General features: G+C 46.8%; 20 protein-coding genes, 1 tRNA gene and 1 pseudogene. 14 read left to right on the top strand and 8 right to left on the bottom strand.

Annotation, left to right across the window (positions count from 1 at the left end):
- Positions 1-29: 29 nt before the first annotated feature.
- On the top strand, positions 30-392 hold the full coding sequence (locus NC996_RS19045) for a hypothetical protein (protein WP_190667945.1): 363 nt from the start codon (positions 30-32) through the stop codon (positions 390-392).
- 52 nt (positions 393-444) lie between these two features.
- On the opposite strand, the gene NC996_RS19040 is transcribed toward NC996_RS19045, so the two are convergent.
- From NC996_RS19040 to NC996_RS19025, 4 genes are all read right to left on the bottom strand, one after another.
- Positions 445-1,320, bottom strand: coding sequence for an SDR family oxidoreductase (locus NC996_RS19040; RefSeq protein WP_190685450.1), 876 nt, complete (start codon positions 1,318-1,320; stop codon positions 445-447).
- Positions 1,321-1,369: 49 nt separating this feature from the next.
- Positions 1,370-2,149, bottom strand: a complete 780-nt coding sequence (gene xth, locus NC996_RS19035; RefSeq protein ID WP_190685447.1) for an exodeoxyribonuclease III — start codon at positions 2,147-2,149, stop codon at positions 1,370-1,372.
- Between the two features lie 87 nt (positions 2,150-2,236).
- Positions 2,237-3,880, bottom strand: a complete 1,644-nt coding sequence (locus NC996_RS19030) for an acetolactate synthase large subunit (protein ID WP_190685444.1) — start codon at positions 3,878-3,880, stop codon at positions 2,237-2,239.
- 178 nt (positions 3,881-4,058) lie between these two features.
- On the bottom strand, positions 4,059-5,426 hold the full coding sequence (locus tag NC996_RS19025; protein WP_190685441.1) for an NAD-dependent succinate-semialdehyde dehydrogenase: 1,368 nt from the start codon (positions 5,424-5,426) through the stop codon (positions 4,059-4,061).
- 559 nt (positions 5,427-5,985) lie between these two features.
- Between NC996_RS19025 and NC996_RS19020 the strand changes: the two genes are divergently transcribed.
- Positions 5,986-6,474, top strand: coding sequence for a response regulator (locus tag NC996_RS19020; RefSeq protein ID WP_190412700.1), 489 nt, complete (start codon positions 5,986-5,988; stop codon positions 6,472-6,474).
- On the opposite strand, the gene NC996_RS19015 is transcribed toward NC996_RS19020, so the two are convergent.
- Positions 6,452-6,829, bottom strand: a complete 378-nt coding sequence (locus NC996_RS19015) for a DUF2294 domain-containing protein (protein WP_190536260.1) — start codon at positions 6,827-6,829, stop codon at positions 6,452-6,454. The genes NC996_RS19020 and NC996_RS19015 overlap by 23 nt on opposite strands.
- Positions 6,830-7,515: 686 nt before the next feature.
- Here NC996_RS19015 and NC996_RS19010 point away from each other — a divergent pair.
- Positions 7,516-7,947 carry a response regulator gene (locus NC996_RS19010; RefSeq protein ID WP_190685438.1) on the top strand — a complete coding sequence of 144 codons (432 nt, stop codon included), beginning with the start codon at positions 7,516-7,518 and terminating at the stop codon, positions 7,945-7,947.
- 189 nt (positions 7,948-8,136) lie between these two features.
- On the opposite strand, the gene NC996_RS19005 is transcribed toward NC996_RS19010, so the two are convergent.
- Positions 8,137-8,505, bottom strand: a complete 369-nt coding sequence (locus NC996_RS19005) for a DUF2294 domain-containing protein (RefSeq protein ID WP_190412703.1) — start codon at positions 8,503-8,505, stop codon at positions 8,137-8,139.
- A 124-nt stretch (positions 8,506-8,629) separates the two neighbouring features.
- The gene (locus NC996_RS19000) at positions 8,630-9,688 is read right to left on the bottom strand and encodes a zinc-dependent dehydrogenase (RefSeq protein ID WP_190412704.1); all 1,059 of its coding nucleotides are present in this window, start codon (positions 9,686-9,688) and stop codon (positions 8,630-8,632) included.
- Positions 9,689-9,790: 102 nt separating this feature from the next.
- Between NC996_RS19000 and NC996_RS18995 the strand changes: the two genes are divergently transcribed.
- From NC996_RS18995 to NC996_RS18955, 9 genes and pseudogenes are all read left to right on the top strand, one after another.
- Positions 9,791-11,716: an FAD-dependent oxidoreductase gene (locus tag NC996_RS18995; RefSeq protein WP_199303067.1), complete on the top strand. Its 1,926-nt coding sequence runs from the start codon at positions 9,791-9,793 to the stop codon at positions 11,714-11,716.
- A 136-nt stretch (positions 11,717-11,852) separates the two neighbouring features.
- Positions 11,853-12,059, top strand: a complete 207-nt coding sequence (locus NC996_RS18990) for a hypothetical protein (RefSeq protein WP_190685435.1) — start codon at positions 11,853-11,855, stop codon at positions 12,057-12,059.
- 362 nt (positions 12,060-12,421) lie between these two features.
- Positions 12,422-13,321, top strand: coding sequence for a heterocyst differentiation master regulator HetR (hetR, locus tag NC996_RS18985; RefSeq protein WP_190412890.1), 900 nt, complete (start codon positions 12,422-12,424; stop codon positions 13,319-13,321).
- A 355-nt stretch (positions 13,322-13,676) separates the two neighbouring features.
- Positions 13,677-16,220, top strand: a complete 2,544-nt coding sequence (gene nirB, locus NC996_RS18980) for a nitrite reductase large subunit NirB (RefSeq protein ID WP_190685433.1) — start codon at positions 13,677-13,679, stop codon at positions 16,218-16,220.
- 44 nt (positions 16,221-16,264) lie between these two features.
- Complete coding sequence (locus tag NC996_RS18975; protein ID WP_190527932.1) at positions 16,265-16,690, top strand: hypothetical protein; 426 nt, start codon at positions 16,265-16,267, stop codon at positions 16,688-16,690.
- 66 nt (positions 16,691-16,756) lie between these two features.
- Positions 16,757-17,119, top strand: coding sequence for a nitrite reductase small subunit NirD (nirD, locus tag NC996_RS18970; RefSeq protein WP_190536257.1), 363 nt, complete (start codon positions 16,757-16,759; stop codon positions 17,117-17,119).
- Between the two features lie 97 nt (positions 17,120-17,216).
- Positions 17,217-17,786, top strand: a pseudogene (locus NC996_RS18965) (Uma2 family endonuclease).
- Positions 17,787-17,867: 81 nt separating this feature from the next.
- The gene (locus tag NC996_RS18960) at positions 17,868-18,053 is read left to right on the top strand and encodes a hypothetical protein (protein ID WP_190685430.1); all 186 of its coding nucleotides are present in this window, start codon (positions 17,868-17,870) and stop codon (positions 18,051-18,053) included.
- 112 nt (positions 18,054-18,165) lie between these two features.
- The gene (locus NC996_RS18955; RefSeq protein WP_190685426.1) at positions 18,166-18,408 is read left to right on the top strand and encodes a hypothetical protein; all 243 of its coding nucleotides are present in this window, start codon (positions 18,166-18,168) and stop codon (positions 18,406-18,408) included.
- Between the two features lie 29 nt (positions 18,409-18,437).
- Here NC996_RS18955 and NC996_RS18950 read toward each other — a convergent pair.
- Positions 18,438-18,511: transfer RNA gene (locus tag NC996_RS18950), tRNA-Pro, on the bottom strand.
- A gap of 137 nt (positions 18,512-18,648) precedes the next feature.
- Here NC996_RS18950 and lipA point away from each other — a divergent pair.
- Positions 18,649-19,533 (top strand): lipoyl synthase, encoded by an 885-nt coding sequence (gene lipA / locus NC996_RS18945; RefSeq protein WP_190685423.1) that lies wholly within the window; start codon positions 18,649-18,651, stop codon positions 19,531-19,533.
- Positions 19,526-20,509 carry an NAD(P)H-dependent glycerol-3-phosphate dehydrogenase gene (locus NC996_RS18940; protein WP_190685420.1) on the top strand — a complete coding sequence of 328 codons (984 nt, stop codon included), beginning with the start codon at positions 19,526-19,528 and terminating at the stop codon, positions 20,507-20,509. The genes lipA and NC996_RS18940 overlap by 8 nt, the downstream gene beginning before the upstream one ends.
- Positions 20,510-20,813 lie beyond the last annotated feature (304 nt).

The raw sequence follows: 20,813 nt of genomic DNA, 5'->3' as shown, positions 1-20,813 counted from the left end.
GGAGCAATTCTCAAAGAGCGAATATGACGATGACAATCAAGTTACTTCCCTACGAAATTTTAGCGAGAACCGCAATTAGCTATGCTGATATTTCTCTGAGTTTTACCAATCCATCTAAAAAAAATCAGTTGATTGAAATTAGCAAAATAGAAATAGTGCCAGCGAAATCTGAGGAAGTTCTTATGAGTGCAACTCCTCAAGAATTGGAACGTCCCGCTAAAGTAGTGCTAAAGCCAGGAGAAAGTAAAGTATTGGAGTATCGCCTCAAATGCAAATCGAAAATTTATCGGCGGGGTGAGAACGCGATCGCTCGCATTCACTATCAGCTAAATGGTCAAACCCAAACTGTTGCTCAGTCAGAGTCTCAAGCAGTTGCCTTTATGATTCCTTAGAATGACCAGACAAGTCTGAATAACAGTGACATCTGCATCTGGCGGTGCAAAATCAAGTACCCATATAACGCCGCAAGAAAGCCTCTAAGGATTCCATCTTCATTCCAAAAATCGACTCTAAATGCTCAACTTCCTGGGGTGTGCAGAAAAATTCATTATCCAGTAACGTCCGGAGAGTCCCCAAAGCTTTAGACGCTTGAGGATTCAGCAATCCCAGCGCCCCGCGTACCCCATCAAACACCAATAACGGTGGGTTAATCACGATCGGTTCCTGATTGAAGATGCGACTAAAAATGCGAGGAATATCTTGGCGCTGGAGGATATCTGGACCTCCCACAGGGAAAATTTGATTCCGGGCACCTTCAACGTTTACGGAATCTATCGCAATCCTCGCTAAGTCATCGGTACTCACAATCGAAGTCCGGCTTTTGGGATCGCCGATAAGCAGATAAATCCCAGTATCCCGAAATCGTTCTGCTAGGGGTAAAAGGTTGGAGGAAAAACCTGAAGGGCGCAGGATGGTGTAATTGAGTCCACTGGCTTGGAGATACTTTTCTACTTCTCGCTTCGCCTTAAAGGATGGTGCGTCTTCGTACCCACGATCTGCTCCCAATACCGAAATGAAAACAAAGTGCTGGACGCCAGCTTCTTTTGCCCGGTCAATGAGTTCAATATTCGCTCGGTAGCCTAACGCTTGAGCATCGCTCTCACCGCCGTGAGCAGCGATGATGTACTGAACGCCTTGGCAAGCTTTTTCGATATCTTTATCGCGCTGCAAATCACCAATAAAGATTTCTGCTCCTCGGTGTTCTAGCTCGCTGTAACGGGATGTCAGGCGGACAAATGCTCGCACCGGCATTTCCTTCTCCCGCAGCAGCCGCACAATTCGGCGTCCGAGTCCGCCTGTAGCTCCAGTTATTAAAAACATGATTTTAAGTTCCTAATCAATTTTGGGTATGGGATTGATGCTGGAAAATTTAAAATTCTACAATCACGGGGGTATGGTCGCTGGGTTTGGGCAATTTTCTGGGGGAGCGATCGATGGTGCAGCTGGATGAACGTTCGTAAAGGTCTGGCGTCAAGTAGTGATGGTCAATCCGCCAACCCCAGTTGCGTCGAAACGCTCCGGTTCGATAGTCCCACCAGCTGAAGTGTCCTGTTTCTATTGTGAATTTTCTAAAGGCATCTGCCAAACCCAGCTCTAAAATGCTGCTCAAGGCTTGACGCTCTAGATCGGATGCCATAATCCGACCTTTATAACCGAGTGGATCGTGAATATCTCGGTCTTCGGGGGCAATATTGAAATCGCCGCAGATACAGAGGGAACTGGGTTGTTTTTCTAGCAGTGTTTGCAGGTACTTGCGGAGGGCTTTCAGCCAAAGCAGCTTGTATTCGTATTTCTCGCTACCGACGGCTGAGCCATTGGGCACATAGAGATTCACGATGCGGACGCCATCGATAACGCCAGTAATGACCCGCTTCTGTTCGTCAAAATCCTCTCTACCCAAAATTGGGGCAAACCCGGTGCTGACATCCTCAAGGGGCGCACGGCTGAGAAGGGCAACCCCGTTATAAGATTTTTGACCGGAAATGTAGAGATTAAGCCCTAGTTCCTCAAAGGGCGATCGCGGAAAATCCTTATCTACCACTTTAGTTTCTTGCAGGCACAGGACATCGACTGGATTATCCTGCAACCACTGCACCACCTGCTCTAAGCGAGAGCGAACTGAATTGACGTTCCAAGTAGCGATTTTCATGGGTTATTCACGATTGGTCATTGGTCATTGTTCATTAGTCATCGGTCATTGACAACCGACTAATGACGAATGACCAATGACTCATGATTATTCCCAAATCTTGCAACTCAAATCCCCAGCCTTTTGCGTGAGGCGGAAGTTTTCGCGGTAATCTACTGGACAATCAATCACCGAGGGAACGTCCTGTTCTAGGGCAGTTTTCAAGGTTGGAATCAGATCCGCAGCGGATTCAACTCGGTAGCCTTTAAGTCCCATACTTTCTGCTAATTTGACAAAATCGGGATTGCTAAAGTGGACAAACGCAGATTCACCAAAGTGATTGTGTTGCTTCCACTCAATCAAGCCATAGCCTCCATCATTAAAGATTAAGGTGACAAAGGCAGTGCCGACCCGAAGGGCAGTTTCTAATTCCTGGCAATTCATCATAAAGCCGCCATCACCCGTGACGGCGATGACTTTTTTCTGGGGATAAACTAACTTGGCGGCTAACGCACCGGGAATGGCAATACCCATTGCAGCAAAGCCATTAGAGATGATGCAAGTATTCGGGCGATCGCAGTGATAGTGACGCGCTATCCACATTTTGTGCGCCCCGACATCTGAAATCAGAATATCTTCTGGCCCCATGACTTGCCGCAAGTCATAAATTATTTTCTGCGGCTTAATGGGAAACCCATCGTCATTGGCATACTCTTCATAATCCGCCCGGATATCTGCCCGTAATTGCAAGGCATAAGGATCGGGTTTGCCTTGCCGGTCAGCTCGGTTTAAGATTTCCCGTAGCGAGTCGGAAATATCCCCCACTACTTCTACTAGGGGAATATAGCTACTATCAATTTCTGCTGGCGTATCTCCAATGTGGATAATCGGAATTTCTCCGAGGGGATTCCACTTTTTCGGGGAATATTCAATCAAGTCGTAACCGATTGCAATCACCAGATCCGTTTGGTCAAACGCACAGCTGATATGGTCTCGCTGTTGCAATCCTACCGACCACAAGGCGAGGGGATGGGTGTAGGGAATGACTCCTTTGCCCATAAAGGTATTCACTACTGGAATATTCAACTTCGTGGCAAATTCGGTCAGTGCAAGGCTAGCGTCTGCACGAATCGCCCCATTTCCCACCATAATCAAAGGATTTTTTGCCTGGGAAATGGCTTCAGATGCCTGTTCAAGGCTATGGAAGGCAGCAAAGGTTTTTTCCCCACAATTCTTGTGTAGGGGCTTGCCAGTGGCTGTCATTTCGGCAATGTTTTCCGGCAAATCGATGTGAACTGCCCCTGGTTTTTCGCTCTGAGCAATTTTAAACGCTTTGCGGATAATTTCCGGTGTGTTGCTGGGACGAACAATTTGAGTATTCCATTTGGTGACTGGCTCAAACATCGCCACCAAATCCAGATATTGGTGGGATTCGATGTGCATCCGGTCTGTGCCCACCTGTCCGGTAATTGCCACTAGTGGCGCACCATCCAGGTTCGCATCGGCAACGCCAGTCATCAGGTTGGTGGCACCTGGCCCTAGGGTGGAGAGGCACACTCCGGCTTTTCCGGTCAGGCGTCCGTAGAGATCCGCCATGAAGGCAGCACCTTGTTCGTGGCGGGTAGTAATAAATTTAATCGAAGAGGTTTTTAGGGCTTCCAATATGTCTAGATTTTCTTCGCCAGGAAGCCCGAAAATGTATTCGACTCCTTCATTTTCCAGACATTTAACTAATAGTTCAGCAGTATTCATTTTTCTTACTCCCCTCTGTATGCTCTTGGCATCTGTAGTGGTTCGTTTCTGGTGTAGGGGCCAGATGCGTGAATCGCCCCTATTTAGACCAATACGGGCGCACGGCTGTCCACCCGTATTGACATCCCCATCCCACTTGCGGGATGGGATTTAATTCATCGTTAGAATGCACCACCGCTTATTTCACCCACACGGTTTTGATGTTGACAAACTCGTGAATTCCCTCTTTGCTTAACTCGCGTCCGTATCCGGAACGCTTGATACCGCCAAAGGGGAGACGGGGATCGGATTTAACCATGCCGTTAATAAACACGGCACCCGCTTCGAGTTCTTCAATCAAGCGATCGCGTTCTGTCTCTACTTGAGTCCAAGCACTAGCACCCAGTCCAAAGGGCGAGGCATTGGCAAGCGCGATCGCGGCGTTGATATCTGGCACCCGGAATAGCAGCGCCACAGGGCCAAAAAATTCCTCCGCTTCTGCTGGGCTACCGGCTGGGATATCTGTCAAAATTGTCGGCAGATAAAAGTTACCAGGACGGTCAGATAATGGCTGTCCACCTGTGAGAACTTTTGCTCCCAATTTGGCGCTTTCTTGAACTTGCCAATCCAAATCTTTGAGAATCGATGGGGTTGCCAGTGGCCCTATATCGGTTTCCGGATGCATCGGATCGCCGATTTTGAGTGCCTCAAACTTCTCAATCAGACCTTTTTCAAATTTGTCTGCGATCGCATCCACGACAATGAACCGTTTCGCAGCAATGCATGATTGACCGTTATTCAGCATTCTGGCACTCACTGCTGTCGCAATGGCTGCATCCAAATCGGCGCTTTCTAGGACAATATACGGGTCGCTTCCCCCCAATTCCAGAACGGTTTTCTTAATTTGTTTCCCGGCGGTGGCGGCGAGGCTCATCCCGGCAGGTTCGCTTCCGGTCAAGGTTGCGGCTTTCACTCGCTCGTCTGTTACAATTGCAGCGACTTTATCTGCTCCCACTAGCAAGGTTTGAAAGACACCTTCTGGGAATCCTGCTTTGTGGAAAATCTCCTCCAGAGCCAATGCACACTGAGGCACGTTAGAGGCGTGCTTGAGTAACCCGACATTTCCCGCCATCAGCGCTGGTGCGGCAAACCGAAACACTTGCCAGAAGGGGAAATTCCAAGGCATGACTGCCAAGATGACGCCTAAAGGCTGATAGCGCACAAAGCTGTGGCTGGCGTCGGTTTGGGCTGGAACATCCGCGAGGAATTCGGGGGCGCGTTCGGCGTAGAAGCGACAGACGAGGGCGCATTTTTCCACTTCTGCGATCGCTGATTTCAAAGTTTTCCCCATTTCTAGGGTCATGATTTTGCCAAAGCGTTCGCGATCGCTCTCTAAAATCTCAGCAGCGGCATTCAGCCAATCTGCCCTTTTTTGCATGGGTGTCTGCCGATACTGTTTAAAGCTTGATTGCGCTAGTGCTAGCTTCGTTTCAATCTCCGTATCTGTTAGTGCCTCAAACGTTTGAAGCGTTTCCCCAGTTGCTGGGTTAATCGTGGCTATACCCATTGCTTCAACCTCCAATGCCTAATTAGATCGGGGTAGCCCTCAAATCGTGAAGGCTGATTCACCCCATTCATCAACCCGCGCTTTTCTCAAATGCGAACTCCTAGCCGCATCTAAAACGGCATCTACTCTATAGGTCGCATCTGCTTAAAGTTAGTTTCCAGACGCAATTCCTCGCGTCTTATTGCTCCGGTTAATCCCGGGCTAACTCCGGATGATGTGGTACGACTACCAGTCTGCTATCTTGCTACTCCCGAAGATTTCTATTCTAGGTTGCCCTCTAGCCTATGTTTAGTAAGTGCTAAGCATACTTACAAGAATTGTATTTTCTTAACAAATTCTTTAGGTTATTGTAAATTTTATGTACAATAGCAATGTCAATGATAATAAGGCTCCTACTAACTTGGCTCGTCTTTTCCTCTAGCTCGAGCATCGGCTCTCCAACTTAGTAGGTTACACGCGAGCCATTCCATTGCAAGCGCTTCGCCACCGCTTAAGGAGTGCCTCGTCCACTCTTCTGGTGAGGGTGACTGCCAGTCTAGAAATTAGCTGGAAAAAGAGGATGGATGATTTGGAACTTTCCCACCGTACCCGTCAAAATTTTTTGAGCAGTAGCAATCAGTGTCTTACTGCCAAGTTGCCTGTGGTATTGGCAGTCGATGACGATGAAGACAACTTATTATTGCTTGCTTACGTTTTAGAGCCGTTAAATTGCTCAATCATCACAGCAATTGACGGTCATAGTGCTTTTGAAAAGGCACGAACCGAACAGCCAAACCTGATTTTGCTGGATATTATGTTGCCTGACTTAGATGGTCTTCAAATTGTCCGTCAACTCAGGGAAGATCCTGAAACCCGGACAATTCCTGTTATCGCCGTCACGGCGCTGGCAAGGGCGGAAGACAGAGATCGCATTCTCACGGCAGGCTGCAATGACTATATTAGCAAGCCTTACTTGCTGGAGGATCTAGAGGCTGTTGTCCGGCGCAACCTGAGATGGAATCCGTCTCAGGTCGATTCGGTGGAATTCAGTCTGGATTGCGCGTCGTAGGGGTTGCGGCTAAAATCGCAACGGTACTGGTACGACTTGTTTTTAGGGCGGAGTCGATCATCAGATCGATGACTGGGACTTTCACCACTTCCTCAATTAGCTGTTTAAGTTGCAGTTGTAGGACGTGGTTTATATTCTCTCGAACTCTCTGTGCCAGCCTTTGCTGACCGCTTTGTGCCAGAAGTTGTTCGGGTCGAGTAATAGAATCTTCGATAAGAATCGCAATTTTGTCACCCATAAATTGGCAAGTCACCTGACCAGGCTGGTGACTTAGTTGGGCGTGGTAGAAAGCCCGAATTTCCTGTGACAGGGTTCGTTCTAATTCACCACGAGTGGGTTTGATTGTGTCCTGCATAGCGATCGCTCTCAGGAAAGGTAAATTCTTTCACCTTTTTTATTAGACTGTAACAGTGCGAGCAATTTTCCGGACATCTCCTAAAGATAGATATCCACAACATTGGAAAATTTCAATATTTAGTATCTTGACAAGGTTAGTTGTTAAGCGCTAAATCCCTGATGAGGGTAGAGAGTGCCAATCTTACAAAGTAGGGATAGGGTTCAATTCCCCCAAGTATCCGAAACGGTTTTCAATATATTTGTGATGCTTTGCAGCTAACCAAGAAACGCCAAATGTATTCAAAAATTTAGTTTTTCAACGATTCTTAGCACAGAAGTGTGTATATATCTAGTGCTAAAAGTAACAATGAATATTAATGTTTAAGTTGTGCAGTTTTTTAACTAATTTTTTATAGAATCAGGGGACAAGCAACATCACCACTAGCTTGCTGTGTTCTCTTGCCAAGATGAACTTAAAAGATCAACCTAGTGGGGAAGCTACGAGCCAATCGATTCCAAGCGCCAAAAAATGCCGCCTGGGGAATGCCTCGTAATACCGTTTCACTTTTCCCGCAGCCGATCCCTAAACCCTTGTAAAACAAGGGGCAAACAGGGAATCATTCGTGTACCGTCAATCAAGTGAATGGGTATAACTTGGGCAACCCCTCGGTTGTCCACTTCTGGAGAGGATAGCTTCGTATTTTGATGAGTTCCCCCGAACAACGCTTAAATCTGCACTCTTTCTCAAAACCTGCCTCCCAGGCAAATATCGAATCGCCTCTCATTTTGGTTGTAGAAGACAATGAAGACAACTTGCTACTCATGAGCGAAGTGCTGCTCGCTCTTGACTGCTCATTTATTACGACAAAGGAGGGTCGGGCAGCTTTATTTATGGCGCAACATTATCAGCCAAAGCTGATTTTGTTGGATATTCTTCTACCTGACATCCACGGTGTAGAAGTTGTGCGTTCTCTAAAACAGAACCCCGAAACGATGACGATCCCCATTGTTGCTGTGACGGCTTTGGCAAGAGCAGAAGACAGGGAAGGTCTTCTGTTTGCAGGCTGCAATGACTACATTAGCAAGCCTTATGTCATTGATGAGTTAGAAGCTCTCATCGATCGCTATCTCAATTAATTTAAATAAATAAATCTAGATTTATAGATTGAGTCATCAATTGATAAATGGTTGTTTGTTAGTTGTTATAGAGACGGGATGCCGCGATCGCATAAGGGTCAGATACACCCTAAAAACTGAAAAAGGCTGCTGAGTGCAAACCATCAATATGAATCTATGCTGAGCTAGATACTTAGCAGAGAAGGGGGATTAATTACGAACTTTAGGGGCGTTTGCTAATACAGCAATCGTACCAGTACGACCTGTATCTACTTTGGCATCACTGAGCAGGTCAATCACGGATACGCCAACTACTTCCTCAATTAGCGCTTTCAGTTTTGGCTCAAGTGCTTTTTCTAAATCTGTCCTTACTTGCTCAGCCAGCTCTTCTTGACCACTATTTGCTAAAAGTTGTTCTGGTGCCGTGATGGCATTTTCTAGAATAATCGCAATTTTTTCATCAAAAATTTGACAGGTAATTTGACTAGGTTGATGCCCCAGTTGATCCCGGTATAAAGCTTGGATGCGTTGCGATAGAGTTCTTTCTAGTTGTCCGCGCGTCGGAGAGGAAGTATCCATACTTTAAAGATTTTAAAAAAATTCTATCATCAGATAGATGATAAATCTATCTGGTTGCCATGTCAAAATCTTTAAAAAAAGACTCTCTAAAAGAGAGTTAAATGAAGACAGACTGTTACTAAAATCACTCGGCTGTTTGGGGATAGATGAGAATTTTGTAAGTTTCGGGGGTGGGAGCGATCGCTTGTTCCACAGCAGCGGCTAAATTTTGCAAAGGATAGCGATCGCTAATTAATGCTTCCACATCAATTCGCTGGTTGAATACAATATCTGCTGCCAAATTTTGTATCCGGTAAGAAGAACTATAGCTACCCATTAAATCAATTTCCCGACGGTAAAGAATATTTGGATTGATCGGGATTTCTACTTCATCAGGAAACTCAGCAAAAAACAAAATTTTACCGCCCCGACGGGTACAATCGAGGGCTTGGAAAAACGCTTTGTCACTGGGAACTGCAAGTAAAGTCGTATCCACTCCCAATCCACCAGTCAGCGCTTTAATTTTAGTTGATAAATCCGGGTCGCGGGGATCGAATGCAGCTTCTGCCCCCACACTCAAAGCTTTCTCAATCCGAGAAGGAATTAAGTCAGTCGCGATCGCTCTGGCTCCGAAATACTTCACCAGCATGATAAACATTAGCCCAATTGGGCCAGCACCTGTAATCAAAACGGTTTGACCAGGAGCAACCTGGGCTTTTTTAACTGCTTTTAGACAGCAATTTGTCGGCTCCACAAAACTCGCTTGCTCAAAGCTGACATTGTCAGGAATGGGAATTAATCCGCCACTGCGGACAATGTGACCGGGCACTTTCACATAATCTGCAAAACCGCCGCCACTGGGAGTAAATCCAGCCGTGGTCGTGACGTTTTTGTAAACATCGCACATCGAGAAGTTGTCGTTGAGGCAATAATCGCAGCGCATACAAGGAATATGGTGCATAACCACAACTCGCTGCCCAATCTGCCAGCCAGTCACTTCGCTTCCCACAGAAGTAATTACTCCAGCAGTTTCATGACCAAAAATGCGCGGTGGCTGGTAGAGAGGATAGCGAATTTTCTTGATGTCAGACTGACACAATCCCACAACCTTTACTTGTACCAAGACTTCATCGGGTGCAATTTCCGGCGTCGGCACTTCTTCGTAACTGAGCTGATTGACGCCTCTGAATACTTGTGCTTTCATGCTTTTCCTTAAACGATGGACTTTATACTTTCGATAGCCGATTGTTTATAGCTAATTGTCTATTGTTCGCGATCGATTGTCTATTCTGAAACGGAATTGCTGATGAATGAATTAATAGAAGTAGATGTCTTGGTTGTGGGAGGCGGAACGGGAGGAACCGCAGCTGCGATACAAGCTGCCCGTCGCGGTGCCAAGACAATGCTGGTGAGTGAATTTACCTGGCTGGGGGGAATGCTCACCTCAGCGGGGGTTTCTGCCCCGGATGGTAATGAACTTGCTGCCTTTCAGACGGGGCTTTGGGGTGAGTTTCTGGAGGAATTACGTTCTCGGCAGATAGGGGGTTTAAACAATAGTTGGGTAAGTCTATTTAGTTACGATCCGCGGATTGGTGCCCAGGTATTTGCCGATTGGGTACGAGAATTGCCAAATCTACACTGGATTGCAGGGCGAGTGCCCTTAGAGGTTTTGCGAACAGGCGATCGCATCCTCGGCGTTCGATTTGCCGATTTCACCGTTCAATCCAAAATCACCCTAGATGGCACCGAACTGGGAGACTTGCTGCCTCTAGCATCTGTGCCGTATCGCTGGGGATGGGAATTGCAATCAGAGTTTGGCGAACCCAGCGCCCCGCTTTCTCCCAATGAATTGACTCAGCGATACCCAGTCCAGGCTCCCACTTGGGTGGCAATTCTGCAAGATTTCGGTGAGGAAGCAAGTGCGCCGGAAATTTCCCCCCCTCCTTCATCTTTTATCCTTCCTCCTTCATCCTTCCAAGGTAGCTGGGATCGCTACGGTTGGGAGAAATTTCTCAATTATGGGCGTTTACCGGGGAATCTGTTGATGATCAACTGGCCCCTGTGCGGCAATGACTATGGGGAAGGCGTGGGGCGTCTGGTAGAGTCGGAGGCGTCGCGGCATCAATTTCTTCTAGAGAGTCTGTGGCACACTCAAAGCTTTGTCCGCTTTATTCAAACTAAGCTGGGGCGGCGTTACGGCTTAGCGACTCAAATCTTTCCCTCACGCTTGACTCCCAAACTCAATCAAAACTCAATCAAAACTCAAAACTCTCTCGGTGGAGGTGGTTATGCGCTACACCCTTACTATCGGGAAAGTAGACGCCTTGTGGGACTCGCGACCGTGCGAGAGCAGGATATCTTGCCAGTGGCGGGGGGAAAGGTTGCACCCCTACCTGTGGATGCGACTGGGGAGGTGAATGCGATCGCCCTCGGCAACTACCCCAACGACCACCATTACCCTAACTACAACTTTCTTGTTAAACCAAAATCAATTCGCTGGGGTGGACGCTGGACTGGCACTCCTTTCACCCTTCCCTACACTTGTCTAATTCCAGAGTCTGTGGATGGACTGCTGGTTTGCGAAAAAAATATCTCCGTCTCCCATATTGCCAACGGTTCCACCCGGTTACAGCCCATCGTCATGAATATTGGTCAGGCGGCGGGAATGGCGGCGGCGCTTTGCGTGCAGCGAAGTTGTCAACCCAGAGATTTACCTGTCCGAGTCCTGCAAGAAGCATTGTTACAAGATGAGCGATCGCCAGCAGCAATTTTCCCTCTGTTCAATTTACCGCGCGATCGCACCGACTGGCTGCACAGGCAACGGGATTACTTAGATCGCCCTGACACCTATCCCTCCAATGGCAACTGCCCTTACCTGGAACCCCAGACGCCACAGAATTCAAAATATATGGGCAATCCCTCACCCTTTACAAAACAGAGAGATGGGGAAGAGGTTGGGGGAAGCCTTGAAGAATCCGCTTCAAACTCAGCACTCTTCTGTGGTGTATTCAAGCGCCATGCCGAGCAAGATTACACCTTTACTTTAAAGGAGCCAGCTGCTGGGGAAGAGCAAACCTGGATAGCAATCGCCTTGTGCCCAGAAGTAGACCGAGAACTCCAAACCTACGTCGATCGGCAGATGCTCTCTGTGCGGGGGTATCTCAATCAATCGGGCAAATGGTTGATTGTGGAAAAAATTATTGCTCCTGGGAGCGATCGCACCCATTTTTGAGCCTTAGGCATCGTACCTCTAACCTCAAAAAAAAGCAGAACTCGATCGGAATCAACTAAGCTCTAACCGAAGTTTTTCCTGGTTGACGATCAAGAACTCCGTATCAGGGACTATAACCCTGACACGGACATCTGCTATGCGCCCTTACACCTCTATCATGTTGTTGAGCTTACTATCAATCTCTTCAGGTAATTTCTTAGGGATCGAGTCCGCCTCTGCCCAGCAACTGCCATCCACGTCTTCCGAGCTAGCTGTATCGCTGAAACGTGGGAACGAACCGTCTCCGGATAAAGGAACCGGACGCCGAGATGCGTTTTCGCCCGAATATATCTCTATCGTCTAGAATTATCCTTTATTTAGCTAAATCCGAACAAGTCATCGATCCGCTTTTCACCTTGCGCCTGAGGTCGATGAAAGCCTATCTGAAGGCAGCAAGCTAAGCTCTAGCAGGTTTGTGCCGGTGTACTTGGGGCACTATTTTTCTGATTTTGTCTGTCACGGAGAATTTATTCCCTGACAAAAGCTATATATTAGGCCGTCCTTTTCTATAATTAGAGATTATTTACGTTCATGCTATCGGGGTGCCTAGAGTTCAATAGTTTCAGCGAGTGAATTGAACTCACTGCGAATGTGGAAACATAAGCTTTTCACCATTTTCACCAAGGAACCAGTGTTTTGTCCCCTTGCGATGCGATCACCCCTGATATGAGCAACGACCTGGATCTGATCAAAAGCCTTAGCCCCGGTGCGATGGATCAGATCATGTTTTATCTGGCCTTTAGTGCGATGAGAACCGGCGGGCACCGACACGGAGCCTTCCTGGATGCTGCTGCCACGGCAGCAAAGTGTGCGATTTACATGACTTATTTGGAGCAGGGTCAAAATATCCGGATGACGGGGCACCTGCACCACATTGAGCCGAAGCGAGTCAAAGTCATTGTAGAGGAAGTTCGGCAAGCGCTGACCGAAGGGAAACTGCTGAAGATGCTGGGTTCCCAAGAACCTCGGTATTTAATTCAGTTTCCCTATGTTTGGATGGAGCAGTTTCCGTGGCAACCGGGGCGATCGCGCATCTATAGCACCAACCTGACCGCTGACGAAAAGCGATACCTTGAGGAAAAACTGCCAAATAATCTGCCGGATGCCCAGCTAATCAACGCTTTTCAGTTTCTAGAATTAATTGAATTTCTCCACAGTCGTTCCCAGGAAGACTTGCCAGAAGAACGCCGCATTCCTCTAAGCGAAGCATTCGCCGAACACATCAAGCGGCGCTTAATCTATTCCGGTACAGTGACGCGAATTGATTCTCCTTGGGGATTGCCCTTCTACGCCCTCACCCGTGCTTCCTACTCACCCGCTGAGGACGAAGAACGCACCTACATCATGATTGAGGATACTGCCCGGTACTTCCGACTGATGAAAGATTGGGCAGACCGACAGCTAAATGTGATGCGAATACTAGAGGAACTCGATATTCCACCGGATCGCATTGAGGCAGCCATGCAAGAACTAGATATGGTCATTCGGGATTGGGCAGATAAATATCACCGCGCCGATGGTCAGCCAGTGCTTCTACAAATGGTTTTTGGTCCAAAAGAAGAATAAAACTTAAGTCACATTTTCGTTGAGCAGGGTGGGCATTGCCCACCCTGCTTCAGTTAGAAGCTACATCGGTAAAATTTTTGCCTTAAGTCGGGGAAAAATTAACTTAGCTTTGTGTAGGCATTGCCCCAATAGTTTGATGCTGAATGCGCGGTTCTACAAACAAATTTGAAATGAGTATCGCTGCTCAGTTGACCCACATTGGTATAAAGTTTTTCCTCCTCATGCAAAAACACAATCGGGATCATTCGCACACTGCATAGCCAAACAGTTTAGTGTAACAATTTTTACAAACTTACTTTGAAATTTTTTATACGACTAATTAAGAAGATTGTAAAAATAGGCGTTATAAAACTGCATGACCGGCAAAAAGAATCTTATTGTTATTGGCAACGGTATGGTAGGACACAAGTTTCTAGAACTGATGATCGCCAAGGGAGCGGCGCAGGAATGGAACTTGATCGCATTTTGCGAAGAGCCTCGTGTTGCTTACGATCGGGTTAATTTGAGTAGTTTTTTTTCAGGCAAAACTGCGGCAGATTTATCGTTGGTTCAACCAGGTTTGTACCAAGAAAACGGAGTTGAGATTCATATCGGTGATAAGGCAGTTGCGATTAACCGGGAAGAAAAAACAGTTACATCAGCGAATGGTATAACAATCGCCTATGACAAAATTGTTCTAGCAACAGGCTCCTATCCTTTTGTACCGCCAATTAAAGGGAATGATGCGAAAGGTAATTTTGTCTACCGGACAATAGATGACCTTGAGGCAATGTCATCCTATGCGAAAAATTGCCAAACTGGTGTCGTCGTTGGGGGTGGATTATTAGGTTTGGAATGTGCAAACGCTCTCAAAAATATGGGTTTAAAAACCCATGTTGTTGAGTTCGCACCCAGATTAATGCCACTACAAATTGATGATGTCGGTGGCAGCATCCTTCGCAACAAGATAGAAGAACTTGGGGTTTCAATTCATACCAGTAAATCTACAACGGAAATTGTCAGCATTGATGGCAAGGTTACTAAAATGACCTTTGCTGATGGTGAAGAGTTAGAGACAGATATGATTGTCTTTTCTGCGGGAATCCGCCCTCGCGATGAAATCGCGAGAGGATGTGGATTAGCAGTAGGCGATCGCGGCGGGATCGTTATCAACGATTCTTGCCAAACTTCAGATCCAAATATTTATGCCATTGGAGAATGCGCCCTCTATCAAAATCGTATCTACGGCTTAGTCGCTCCTGGCTATACAATGGCAAGCGTAGCGGCAGATATCCTGAGCAAAACAGCGACGAGCAGCTTTACCGGCGCGGATATGTCCACAAAGCTCAAATTGTTGGGAGTGGATGTTGCCAGTTTCGGGGATGCCTTTGCCAAATCTCCCGGCGCTAAAGAAATTGCCGTTACTGATACCATCCAAGGTGTTTACAAAAAACTGGTTTTAAATGAAGGTGGTAGCCATCTTTTAGGCGGAATTCTGGTAGGAGATGCTTCAGCTTACGGTACGCTGCTGCAATTTGTCCAGAATGCGATCGCCCTCCCGCCTCATCCAGAAGATTTGCTGATGCCACCCCGCGAAGGCAAGTCTGCCACAGTCGGTATGGGTGTGGAGAGTTTACCAGATACTGCCCAAATTTGCTCTTGCAATAATGTCAGCAAAGAGCAAATTTGTAGCGCTATCCAAGCAGGGAAACTCACCGATATTGCCAGTGTCAAGAAATGCACTCAAGCGGGGACAGGTTGCGGCGGTTGCGTGCCACTGGTGACAGATATCCTCAAAGCTGAGATGAAGAAAGCCGGGATAGAGGTAAAAAATCATCTCTGCGAACACTTCGCCTATTCCCGTCAAGAACTTTATCACTTAGTACGTTCTCAAAAAATCCTTACTTTTGAAGATTTAATTCAAAAACATGGAAAAGGTAAGGGTTGTGAAATTTGTAAGCCTGCTGTAGCCTCTATTCTCGCTTCTACTTGGAACGAGTATATTTTGGAAATGCCTCACGTTGGGTTGCAGGATACCAATGATTATTACTTGGCAAATATTCAGAAGGATGGAACTTATTCAGTAATCCCCAGAGTTCCTGGTGGTGAACTAACGCCAGATCAGCTGATTGTGTTGGGACTCGTTGCTAAAGATTTTGGTCTTTATACCAAAATTACAGGTGGACAACGGATCGATTTATTAGGTGCGCGGGTAGATCAATTACCCCGAATTTGGCAGCGACTGATAGATGCTGGATTTGAATCGGGACACGCTTATGGGAAGGCACTCCGCACGGTCAAATCTTGTGTAGGTAGCACCTGGTGCCGCTTTGGGGTGCAGGATTCAACCAGTTTGGCGATTGAAATCGAACTGCGATATCGAGGCTTGCGATCGCCCCACAAATTAAAATCAGCAGTATCCGGTTGTACCCGCGAGTGTGCTGAAGCTCAAAGCAAGGATTTTGGGATCATTGCTACCGAAAATGGCTGGAATTTGTATGTATGTGGCAATGGTGGAATGAAGCCACAACACGCAGTTTTGTTAGCAACAGATATTGACAAGGAAACGCTGATTAAATATTTGGATCGGTTCTTGATGTTCTATATTCGCACCGCGAATCGACTAGAACGCACTGCAACTTGGTTCAATAAGCTGGAAGGAGGCATCGAGTACCTGAAGCAGGTAGTTATTGAAGATTCTCTGGGCATTTGTGCTGAATTAGAATCAGAAATGCAGCATCTTTTCAATACCTATCAGTGTGAGTGGAAAGCCACAATTGAAGATCCAGAAAAAGTGAAGCGATTCCGTCACTTTGTCAATTCTGACCAACCCGATCCTGGTTTAGCTCATGTAGAGGAACGGGGGCAAAAACGTCCAGCTTATGACCACGAGAAGGTTTTAGTTGGTATTTCCGAATAAGCTGACTGTTGCTCTGGTGCATTACCTACAGCTTAAAAAAACTGATGTTATTTCAACTAGGAAAAACATACACACGCTATCAAATTCATTCTGCATTGGGTGGAGAACTCCAAACTTATCTTCCTCAGCGTGCTGGAAAGATTGTGTGTGGATGTTTTAAGCCTACCCTGGACTCAAAAGCTCCTGATGAAGTTTTGGTAGAAGATTCACCAAAAGTAAAACAGAAAGCTGAGATACTCTGCCAACAAGGAGGTGCTATTCCAGTGTTCCTCAAGCTACATCGAGCTAGGTGGAAGTATATAGGAATGTTTCGTGTCAAGAAACATTCCGTTGACCTAGAAGAAATTAGGCGTAAGCAGCAGGAATCAGGCAGAAATAACATTGCAGCCGTGCTGTATTTGGAACCTGTGTTAAGCGAACTATGCAGTACGGTTCAAATAACCAAAGAGCGAGTTTTTGAGTTAGTTTGAATTACTGCAATGTGTTGAATTTTTCAAGCTAGGCTACACCAACCCGTTAATCAATAGGAAAAGAAAATGGTTCAAGCATTACCGATTCGCCAGACAATTTCTACATGGGTTGATATTTGTCCGCTGTCAGCGATCGCGCCCAACACTGGGGTTTGTGCTTTAGTTGAAGATCAACAGGTGGCAATTTTCCGCGTGGGACAAGAAACTGATGTATTTGCGCTAGGCAATTACGATCCCTTTAGTAAAGCCTTTGTCCTATCGCGGGGAATTTTAGGCGATCGCAATGGCATTCCCAAAGTTGCATCCCCCATCTACAAGCAAAATTTTAACTTGCTCACCGGAGAATGCTTAGACGATGAAACCGTAAGCGTTCCTACTTTTCCTGTAAGAGTGGTGGAAGATAAAGTGCAGGTAGCTATTAGCCAATAACTCCTTCTACATTGCATCTAAGAACCCGGTTTCAGGAGAGAAACCGGGTTTTTTAATCGGGATACTATATATACAGCTAATGAAAAGGAGTTCTCCTATGCAGCCTACGGTAACTGATAGAGTACGTTGGACTACTACAGACATAAACCTCTTACCTGAAAACGAAGGCACGCGCTATGAGATTATTGATGGAGAGTTGTTTATGACCAGAGCGCCCCACTGGAAGCATCAACGCACCTGCTTCAACATCTGTTGAGAAGTCGATGCTTGGTCTGTTTTTAGTGGTTTAGGGCAAGCCAGCATCACTCCGGGTGTGCTATTCAGCGAATCAGATAACGTCATACCAGATGTAGTGTGGGCTAGTAACGGAAGATTAGCTGTATTGCTAGACGAGGCGGGACATCTAACAGGCGCACCAGAATTAGTGGTGGAAGTGTTATCACCTGGTATAGAGAATGAACGCCAAGATAGAGAACCTAAACTCAAACTTTACGCATCACGGGGAGTCCAAGAGTATTGGATTGCTGATTGGCGCTTGCAACAAGTTGAAATCTACCACCGCGAAAATGCGACGCTAAAATTGATAGCAACGCTACTAAATAATGATGAGTTAAGTTCACCTCTATTGCCAGATTTTACCTGCACTGTGGCTCGGTTTTTTGTGTAGGAAAGTGGTAGGGAAAAAGGCGATCTCCACTAGCTGTGCTTACTTTTAGAAGCTGTTTTAAAAGTCTAATAAGTTGTTATTTTGCATCCTGAGTGGAGTGAAGCGCAACGCTCAAGGCGCGATCGCTTCCCTCATTCAGTGTCCCCACCCACCCCTAAAAAAATACATCTAGCCAGAGCAAAATTACTGGCTGACAACGGGGTCAAGATGCGATCGCGCCCCATCTCGCTCCATCAGCAAAGTGCGATCGCTCTCAACTCGGACTAAGTCTTCAGACTGATGTATAGCTGCAATAAAATTTCAACACTTGAGGCATAACTGACAGAAAAAATCTGTAGTTATGAAATCTCATTTGTGCCTTATAACCGGAGGAAAAACAATGTTTTCAAATCAACCAAAGCACGTTGATGCCGTAGGCGCTGATAACACTGGCAGTGGGTTTCTCACCCCTGATGCTGGCCCCGATACCGCACGCGCCGATTATTCTGATCAAGCAGATTTGAATGACGCAAGCCATGATTATGACAACGTTGATGAACTTGTTCCCGATACCTCTGTTGAGGAGTCGAGAGCTAGCGTTGTCGATCGTCAAATGAGAATTATTGGACGCACATCAGGGTGACATCGCAAGTGTCATTCAAAAAATCAAAATCGGGATGACAGGATTTGAACCTGCGACCCCCTCGTCCCGAACGAGGTGCGCTACCAAGCTGCGCTACATCCCGTTGTCACTTGTGACAAACTAGATCCACAATATCACGCCAAATCCCAAATCACCAACCCACTCCACCAGAAATTAATTCACTGAGTCCGTTGCTTGCTACGATAAACTCTGTATGACTGAAAGTGGAAAAAGCGGGTTGTGGCTGTTAAACCAGATTGGTTGCGCGTCAAAGCGCCTCAGTGGGAGCGAGTCGGTAGTGTTAAAGAAATTTTGCGGGATTTGGGGCTGAATACCGTTTGTGAGGAAGCCTCTTGCCCCAACATCGGCGAGTGTTTCCAAGCCGGTACAGCGACATTTTTAATTATGGGGCCAGCCTGCACGCGGGCTTGTCCCTATTGCGATATCGACTTTGAGAAGAAGCCCAAAGCGCTTGACTCCACGGAACCAGAAAACTTGGCGGAGGCAGTTAGACGACTCCGACTGAATCATGTGGTAATTACCTCAGTGAACCGGGATGATTTGCCGGATGGCGGTGCGTCTCAGTTTGTCCAGTGCATTCAAGCAGTTCGCGCCACCTCCCCGAAGACGACCATTGAGGTATTGATTCCTGACTTGTGCGGCAATTGGGGGGCACTCGAAACAATCCTCCAAGCAGCACCAGAAGTGCTAAACCACAATACAGAAACGGTTCCCAGCCTTTACCGGCGGGTGCGTCCTCAAGGAAATTATCAGCGATCGCTCGAACTACTACATCGAACCCGCGAGTTAGCCCCTTGGGTTTACACAAAATCTGGTTTGATGGTAGGGCTGGGAGAAACTGACACCGAAATCCGGCAGGTAATGCAAGATTTACGAGATGTCGATTGCGATATTTTGACGATTGGGCAATATCTCCAACCCTCCCAAAAACATTTGAAAGTCGATAGCTTTGTCACACCTGCTCAGTTTGATGCTTGGAGACAGTTTGGGGAGTCGCTGGGTTTCCTGCAAATCGTCTCCTCTCCCCTGACTCGGAGTTCTTATCATGCCGAACAGGTACGGGAATTGATGGAACGCTATCCTCGATTCAAGAGTTATGAGTGACCAGAACTCCTCTAACTCAATCAAAATCATTCCCTTGAGGGAAGCGAAAGGTCAAAACTCAAAACTCACGATAGCGATTCTTGGATCGGGCGCTTGGGGTACGACCCTTGCCTCTCTCGCATCTCAGAACGGTCATCACGTCCGTGTGTGGTCGCGTCAGTCTTCCCTATGCTTAGAGGCGGTTCTAGAGAATGCTGAAATTGTTTTATCCGCCATCTCGATGAAAGGTGTCGGCGAGGTTGCGGCGAATGTAAAAAAAGCTGTCTCTTCTAAGCCAATTTTCGTTACTGCTACCAAAGGATTAGATCCCGTTACCACCTGCACCCCTTCACAAATTTGGCAGGCGGCATTTCCGACTCGCCCAGTGGTCGTTCTATCGGGGCCAAATCTTGCTAAAGAAATTCAACAAGGATTGCCAGCTGCTACGGTGGTAGCCAGCCGGGATGCTGCCGCTGCCTCGTCGGTGCAAGCGGTGTTTTCGTCCCCCAGTTTTCGGGTTTATACCAATGCTGATCCTTTGGGAGTGGAACTCGGCGGAACGCTAAAAAACGTGATGGCGATCGCTGCCGGTACTTGTGATGGTTTGCAACTGGGAACGAATGCCAAAGCCGCTTTGTTAACCCGTGGTCTCACTGAAATCATCCGCATCGGCAACTGCTGGGGGGCACAACCTGAAACGTTTTATGGATTGTCAGGACTTGGTGACTTACTCGCCACCTGCAACAGCAGTCTCAGTCGCAATTATCAGGTTGGTTACAGGTTGGCTCAAGGTAAGACACTCTCCGAAGTTTTAACCGAGCTGGAAGGAACCGCTGAAGGGGTCAACACCGCTTCCGTGCTGATTCAACGAGCGGATCGAGAAGAAATTTCAGTTCCGATTTCTTACCAAGTCTATCGCTTGCTCAAAGGGGAAGTTACCCCACTCTCAGCAGTTGAAGCACTCATGCTAAGAGACAGCAAACCTGAGTATAGCTAGGTTTTAGCCCTTAAAACCATCTATAGGGAACTCTTTGAGCCAATATTCTTTCTTAACCCTAGGGATTTTTCAGGAAATCCTTCAATTGGTGATGTAGATTAACTTGGCCTTTGACCCAAATCACTACTCTAAGATTGAGCGCTGCCTATACTACCCAAAGATAGAAATCTGAATCCTACTAGAGACAGGTTTTTCTGAATGTCACGTCGTCCCTACCTGCATAACCATCGATATCGATGAATTCAGTAAGTGTCATGCAGCTAGATGTAACAGAAAGTAACAGAAAGGTAAGCATTAGCTGTTT

The sequence above is a fragment of the Trichocoleus sp. ST-U2 genome (assembly GCF_039961875.1).
GTDB lineage: Bacteria > Cyanobacteriota > Cyanobacteriia > Cyanobacteriales > FACHB-T130 > FACHB-T130.
The sequence above is the reverse complement of the archived record's forward strand: the minus strand, read 5'-3'. Positions and strand labels throughout refer to the sequence as shown.

Coding starts and splice junctions, on each gene's coding strand:
- NC996_RS19045 (WP_190667945.1), top strand. CDS start 30: ATGACAATCAAGTTACTTCCCTACGAAATTTTAGCGAGAACCGCAATT.
- xth (WP_190685447.1), bottom strand. CDS start 2,149: ATGAAAATCGCTACTTGGAACGTCAATTCAGTTCGCTCTCGCTTAGAG.
- NC996_RS18955 (WP_190685426.1), top strand. CDS start 18,166: ATGTTTTCAAATCAACCAAAGCACGTTGATGCCGTAGGCGCTGATAAC.
- NC996_RS19015 (WP_190536260.1), bottom strand. CDS start 6,829: ATGCAGGACACAATCAAACCCACTCGTGGTGAATTAGAACGAACCCTG.
- nirD (WP_190536257.1), top strand. CDS start 16,757: ATGGTTCAAGCATTACCGATTCGCCAGACAATTTCTACATGGGTTGAT.
- NC996_RS18940 (WP_190685420.1), top strand. CDS start 19,526: ATGAGTGACCAGAACTCCTCTAACTCAATCAAAATCATTCCCTTGAGG.
- NC996_RS19020 (WP_190412700.1), top strand. CDS start 5,986: ATGGATGATTTGGAACTTTCCCACCGTACCCGTCAAAATTTTTTGAGC.
- NC996_RS19030 (WP_190685444.1), bottom strand. CDS start 3,880: ATGAATACTGCTGAACTATTAGTTAAATGTCTGGAAAATGAAGGAGTC.
- hetR (WP_190412890.1), top strand. CDS start 12,422: ATGAGCAACGACCTGGATCTGATCAAAAGCCTTAGCCCCGGTGCGATG.
- NC996_RS19025 (WP_190685441.1), bottom strand. CDS start 5,426: ATGGGTATAGCCACGATTAACCCAGCAACTGGGGAAACGCTTCAAACG.
- NC996_RS19010 (WP_190685438.1), top strand. CDS start 7,516: ATGAGTTCCCCCGAACAACGCTTAAATCTGCACTCTTTCTCAAAACCT.
- nirB (WP_190685433.1), top strand. CDS start 13,677: ATGACCGGCAAAAAGAATCTTATTGTTATTGGCAACGGTATGGTAGGA.
- NC996_RS18995 (WP_199303067.1), top strand. CDS start 9,791: ATGAATGAATTAATAGAAGTAGATGTCTTGGTTGTGGGAGGCGGAACG.
- NC996_RS19040 (WP_190685450.1), bottom strand. CDS start 1,320: ATGTTTTTAATAACTGGAGCTACAGGCGGACTCGGACGCCGAATTGTG.
- NC996_RS19000 (WP_190412704.1), bottom strand. CDS start 9,688: ATGAAAGCACAAGTATTCAGAGGCGTCAATCAGCTCAGTTACGAAGAA.
- NC996_RS18975 (WP_190527932.1), top strand. CDS start 16,265: ATGTTATTTCAACTAGGAAAAACATACACACGCTATCAAATTCATTCT.
- NC996_RS19005 (WP_190412703.1), bottom strand. CDS start 8,505: ATGGATACTTCCTCTCCGACGCGCGGACAACTAGAAAGAACTCTATCG.
- NC996_RS18990 (WP_190685435.1), top strand. CDS start 11,853: ATGCGCCCTTACACCTCTATCATGTTGTTGAGCTTACTATCAATCTCT.